This is a genomic window from Streptomyces sp. NPDC055506, from assembly GCF_053643595.1.
The window spans coordinates 1-5635 of the sequence record NZ_JBSHKH010000239.1 but is presented as its reverse complement, the minus strand read 5'-3'; the positions used below and the strand labels follow the sequence as shown (position 1 = coordinate 5635).

Here is a 5635-nt window from a genome sequence, read left to right as displayed (position 1 = left end):
GGCCTGATCCCCAGTCAGTGGGGGTTGTCTTTGCGGCTGTTGGGCCGTTCCGACGAGTGAGACTTTAGCGGATTCCCCGGCTCCCGAGCCAATCGGGGGCCGCGTCCTTTCGAACGTGGATTCCTCATTCCGTAAATACGCATACCAATGAAACGACGACAGATGTACTGCGCGTCGAAGAGTGGTTGGTACTTCCGGAGTGGCTGCCCGGGGACCGACCGGAGTCGGCGCTCACGTCGGGCAACTCGGAGAACACTACGGATGGGGGTTGGGCGTGTCAACTCAAGGGCGGGCGGCACTCCGGAGGCGTAGCCTGGGGTGCATGACGACGCGTACGTGTACCCAGCTGTGGTGGGCCGCCTGACGGCGGCCGTTCTCACGTATGCATTCAACGGCCGCCGCTTCGGCGGCCGTTCTTGTTTCTCCCTCCGGAACCACCGAGGGGCGGCCGCTCGGGGCGGCGGTCCCGGCCAGGAGGTGGAGGAGAGATGACACGGGTCTTCAGCGGGGTCAAGCCAACGGGGCATCTGACGCTGGGGAACTACCTGGGAGCCATGCGGCGGTGGGCTGCCGTCGACCAGCACGAGGCCGATGCCTTGTTCTGCGTCGTCGATCTGCATGCCTTGACCGTGGAGCATGATCCGGCGCGGGTGCGCCGGCTGAGTCGGCAGGCGGCGACGTTGCTGCTGGCGTCCGGGCTGGATCCGGAGGTCTGCACGGTGTTCGTGCAGAGTCATGTGGACGAGCACGCTCGGCTGTCGTACGTGCTGGAGTGCGTCGCCACCGACGGTGAGATGCGGCGGATGATCCAGTACAAGGAGAAGGCCGCGCGGGAGCAGCGGCGGGGTGGGAGTGTGCGGCTGTCGCTGCTGACGTACCCGGTGCTGATGGCGGCGGACATCCTGGCCTACGGGGCCGATGAGGTGCCGGTCGGGGACGATCAGCGGCAGCATGTGGAGCTGGCGCGGGATATCGCCGTGCGGTTCAACCAGCGGTACGGGCATACGTTCGTGGTGCCTCGGGCCACGCGTCCTGAAGTCGCGGCGCGGGTGATGAATCTGCAGGATCCGGTGTCGAAGATGGGCAAGAGCGATGACGTCGGGCCGGGGATCGTCTATCTGCTGGACGAGCCGGACGTGGTGCGGAAGAAGGTCATGCGGGCTGTGACCGACAGCGGGCGGGAGGTCGTGTACGACCGGGAGGCCCGGCCTGGTCTCGCCAATCTGCTGGAGATTCTCGCCGCGTGCTCGGGTGGGAGTCCGGAGGAGCTGGCCGGGGCGTATCGCTCGTACGGGGATCTGAAGAAGGATGCCGCCGAGGCTGTGGTCGAGATGTTGCGGCCTGTGCAGGAGCGGCACAAGGAGTTGTGCGCGGATCCCGGGTATGTGGAGCGTGTGCTGCGGGACGGGGCGGAGCGGGCGCGGGGGATGGCTCGGCCGACTGTGGATGCCGCCTATGGCGCGATCGGGTTGCTGCCTGCCGTGTCGGAGGTGGCTGGGGCCGGTGCTGTGCTGACGGTGTGAGGTGCGGCGGGGGCGGGTGATCGGCCCGCCCCCGGGTGCTTCAGCTGTTGTTGCCGGAGGCCAGGGCGCGGCTGCGGTCGCGGGCGGCTTCGAGCGCGGCGATGAGGGCGGCTCGTACGCCGTGGCTCTCGAGTTCGCGGATGGCGTTGATCGTCGTGCCGGCGGGGGACGTGACGTTCTCGCGGAGCCTGACCGGGTGCTCGCCGCTGTCGCGGAGCATCGTCGCGGCGCCGATGGCGGACTGGACGATCAGGTCGTGGGCCTTGTCGCGGGGCAGGCCGAGGAGGATGCCGGCGTCGGTCATGGCTTCGACCAGGTAGAAGAAGTAGGCCGGGCCGGAGCCGGAGAGGGCTGTGCAGGCGTCCTGCTGGGACTCGGGGACGCGGAGCGTCTTGCCGACGGCGCCGAAGATCTCCTCGGTGTGGGCGAGGTGGTCGGCGGTGGCGTGGGTGCCGGCGGAGATGACGGACATCGCCTCGTCGACCAGGGCCGGGGTGTTCGTCATGACGCGGACGACCGGGGTGTTGGTGGCGAGGCGTTCCTCGAAGTACGCGGTGGGGATGCCGGCGGCGCCGCTGATGACCAGGCGGTCCGCGGGGACGTGGGGGGCGAGTTCGTCGAGGAGCGTGCCCATGTCCTGCGGTTTGACCGTGAGGATCAGGGTGTCGGCGGTCTTCGCGGCTTCCGGGTTGGTGACCGGGGTGACGCCGTAGCGGGTGCGGAGTTCTTCGGCTCGTTCCGTGCGGCGGGCGGTGACCAGGAGGTCGGCCGGGTTCCAGCCGGCGCGGATCATTCCGCTGAGCAGGGCTTCGCCGATCTTGCCGGTGCCGAGGACTGCGACTTTCTGGGTCATGGCGCGGGGTGCCTCCGGGGGTGCGTCGTCCGGTGTCCATCGTCGCATCGGGGAGGGCGGGGTGGCTCGGGTGTCCGGTGGGCGGGATGTCGCGTGGGCCGGCTCACGCCGTCCTGCGTCGTAGTGTCGCCGCGCCCAGGGCGAGGACCAGGAGGGCGCAGCCCGCCACGATCAGGATGTCGCGTACGAAGGTGGCCGTCATGTCGGTGTGGTGGAGGACCTCGTTCATGCCGTCCACGGCGTAGGACATGGGGAGGACGTCGGAGGCGGTCTCCAGGGCCGGGTGCATGGTGTCGCGCGGGGTGAACAGGCCGCAGAGGAGGAGCTGGGGGAAGATCACCGCCGGCATGAACTGGACCGCCTGGAATTCCGAGGCCGCGAAGGCCGAGACGAAGAGGCCCAGGGCGGTGCCGAGGAGGGCGTCGAGGAGGGCCACCAGGAGGAGGAGCCAGGGGCTGCCGGTGACGTCGAGGCCGAGGAACCAGACCGCGAGGCCTGTGGCCAGGGCGGACTGGATGATCGCGAGGGTGCCGAAGGCGAGGGCGTAGCCGGCGATCAGGTCGCCTTTGCCGAGGGGCATGGCGAGGAGGCGTTCGAGGGTGCCCGAGGTGCGTTCGCGCAGGGTGGCGATGGAGGTCACCAGGAACATCGTGATCAGCGGGAAGATCCCGAGGAGGGACGCGCCGATGCTGTCGAAGGTGCGGGGGTTGCCGTCGAAGACGTAGCGGAGCAGGAGCAGCATCACGCAGGGGATGAGGATCAAGAGCGCGATGGTGCGCGGGTCGTGGGTGAGCTGGCGCAGGACCCGGGTGGTGGTGGCGGTGGTGCGGGCCGGGCTCAGGGCTTTCGGCGGGGTGGGGGTGATCGTGGTCGTCATCGTGTCGTCTCCTTCGGGCGGGCTGCCGCCTTCGCTTCGTCCACCAGGTGCAGGAAGGCCTCCTCGACCGTCTCGGCGGCGGTGGCGGTGCGCAGGGCGTCGGGGGTGTCGTCGGCGAGGAGTTCGCCCTCGCGCATGAGGAGGAGGCGGTGGCAGCGCTCGGCCTCGTCCATGACGTGGGAGGAGACGAGGAGGGTCGCGCCGCGGCTTGCCGCGATGTCGTGGAAGAGGTTCCAGAGGTCGCGGCGCAGGACCGGGTCGAGGCCGACGGTCGGTTCGTCGAGCACCAGGAGTTCGGGGGTGCCGAGGAGGGCTACGGCCAGGGAGACGCGGTTGCGCTGGCCTCCGGAGAGGTTGCCGGCCAGGGCCTCGGTGTGGGTGGTGAGGTCGACGTCGGCGATGGCCCGGGTGACGTTGTCGCGGCGACGGTCGGCGGCGGATCGGCCGGGTTCGAGGATCGCGGCGAAGTAGTCGAGGTTCTGGCGGACGGTCAGGTCGTCGTAGACGGACGGGGCCTGGGTGACGTAGCCGATGCGGTTGCGCAGGGTGGGGTGGCCGGCGGGGCGGCCTAGGACGTCGAGGGTGCCGGTGACCTTGGCCTGGGTGCCGACGATGGAGCGCATCAGGGTCGACTTGCCGCAGCCGGAGGGGCCGAGCAGGCCGGTGATCTGGCCGCGGGGGACGGTGAAGTCGAGGGATCGCAGGACTGTGCGGGGGCCGCGGGTGACGGTGAGGTCCTCGGCGTGTACGGCCGGGGGGTCCGGGGTCGTGTTCACGCCGGAGCGTGAGGGGCCGGGAGCATTATTCATCATGTGATGAATAATGCTCCCGGCTGAGGGGTGCGTCAAGCAGGAGTCAGGCCGGGGTCTTCGCGAGCAGGAGGACGACCTCGTAGACCTCCTCGACGGAGCCGTCCGGGAAGGCCCTGAGCAGGTGCTCGCGTTCGGCGGCGAGGAAGGACGCGGTGTGTTCCTCGTCGTGGACCAGGAAGACCGAGTGGCTGGCGCGGTTGGCCAGGTGGGTGTCGACCGGAACGCGGCGGCTCCAGCGGACCGTGCGGCGGGTGAAGTCGAGGCGGCCGGTGGGGTCGGCGGCCTGGGCGTTGACGTTCCGCTTCTCGGCGGAGACGTCGATGGCGAAGTGGCGCTCTGTGCGGGCCGCGGCCTCGGCGATCCAGGGCACGTCGAGGGCGTCGGTGTTCCACCAGAGGGCGAGTGCGCCGCCGGGGCGCAGGACGCGGAGGGCCTCCGGGACGGCTCTCGCGGGGTCGGTCCAGTGCCAGGCCTGGGCGTAGGTGACGAAGTCGAGGGAGGCGGTGGCCAGGGGGAGGTCGTCGCCGGTGCCGCGGATGATCGGGATGGCGGGGAGGGTGCGGCGGAATTGCGCTGCCATGCCGTCGCCGGGTTCCACCGCGATGACGTCCGCGCCTCGGGCGTTCAGGAGGGCGGTGGCTATGCCGGTGCCTGCGCCGATGTCTGCGACGCGGGAGCCGGGGAGGGGGTGGCCGGCCAGGTCTTCTATCGCGTCGAAGAGGGCTGGGGGGTAGGAGGGGCGGTTGGCCGCGTATTGGGCTGCGGCGGTGTTGAAGGAGTGGGCTCGGGTGGTTCGGGCAGTTCGGGCGGTTCGTGCGGGGTGGGGTTCGGTGGTGTCGGCTCCGGGGGTGGGGTGGTGGGCGGAGGGAGGTGTGGTCATACGGCCATGGTGGCCGGGGGCGGGGGTGGGGTGCGGTGAGATTTCGGTGAGAGCGGCGGGTTATCGACGCTTCTTCGACGGGTTGCCCGAGCGGCGGGTGGTGCTCTTCTCGTGTCGCTTGCGGGCTGCCTCGTACTCCTCGCGGTGGAGCTTCTCGCCGGGGGCCTCGGTGAGGGAGCGGAAGAAGTAGGCGAGGAGGGAGCCGACGAAGCCGATGGCCAGGAGGCCGCGGAGGGATGCCTGGCGGTCGGGGTCCGGGCGGCGGGTGAAGCCGTCCCAGGTGTGGCGGAAGGCCATCGCGCTGCAGATCGCGAACATCACGATCATGAGGAGCGAGACGAAGCCGCCGATCGCGGCGATCTGGAGGCCCTGGTAAGCGAGGCGGAGGACCAGGCAGGCCGCGGCTGCGGTGGCCAGTGAGCCGACGGCTACGGCTATGCGGCGGGGGGTGTAGCCGTTGTCGTGGTTCAGCCAGGTCGTGCCGAAGAAGCGGATGGGGTCGGGGGTCGGGCCGGGGGGTGGGGTGCCGTTTTCTGCGCTCACGGGGTGATTATCGCGCTGGGTTGTGGGGTGCCTGCGGCGGCCTGTGCGGCTTTGGTGGGGGTGCGCGTCGCGCCTACGCGGTGGTGGTGGGGCGGGGCCGCGCCGGGGGGTGTCCGTCCTCGGAACGTCGCGATGGGGTCGGGGGCC

The 5635-nt window shown here is 70.3% G+C and carries 6 protein-coding genes; 1 reads left to right on the top strand and 5 read right to left on the bottom strand.

The genetic code is table 11. The features are described from left to right. The first annotated feature begins 488 nt into the window (after nt 1-488). Nucleotides 489-1523, top strand: coding sequence for a tryptophan--tRNA ligase (gene trpS, locus ACWIF2_RS39970; RefSeq protein ID WP_454366528.1), 1035 nt, complete (start codon nt 489-491; stop codon nt 1521-1523). A gap of 40 nt (nt 1524-1563) precedes the next feature. Here the strand turns inward: trpS and proC are convergent, their stop codons facing one another. The 5 genes from proC to ACWIF2_RS39945 all read right to left on the bottom strand — a co-directional run bounded on the left by proC (nt 1564) and on the right by ACWIF2_RS39945 (nt 5488). Beyond that, nucleotides 1564-2376, bottom strand: a complete 813-nt coding sequence (gene proC / locus ACWIF2_RS39965; protein ID WP_454366526.1) for a pyrroline-5-carboxylate reductase — start codon at nt 2374-2376, stop codon at nt 1564-1566. 103 nt (nt 2377-2479) lie between these two features. Beyond that, nucleotides 2480-3253 (bottom strand): ABC transporter permease, encoded by a 774-nt coding sequence (locus ACWIF2_RS39960; protein ID WP_454366524.1) that lies wholly within the window; start codon nt 3251-3253, stop codon nt 2480-2482. Then, on the bottom strand, nt 3250-4065 hold the full coding sequence (locus ACWIF2_RS39955) for an ABC transporter ATP-binding protein (RefSeq protein ID WP_454366522.1): 816 nt from the start codon (nt 4063-4065) through the stop codon (nt 3250-3252). The genes ACWIF2_RS39960 and ACWIF2_RS39955 overlap by 4 nt, the downstream gene beginning before the upstream one ends. 43 nt (nt 4066-4108) lie before the next feature. Further along, a complete protein-coding gene (locus ACWIF2_RS39950) occupies nt 4109-4945 on the bottom strand; it encodes a class I SAM-dependent methyltransferase (protein WP_454366520.1) in 837 nt (278 codons plus the stop codon). A gap of 60 nt (nt 4946-5005) precedes the next feature. Then, nucleotides 5006-5488, bottom strand: a complete 483-nt coding sequence (locus ACWIF2_RS39945) for an EamA/RhaT family transporter (protein ID WP_454366518.1) — start codon at nt 5486-5488, stop codon at nt 5006-5008. Nucleotides 5489-5635: the final 147 nt, after the last annotated feature.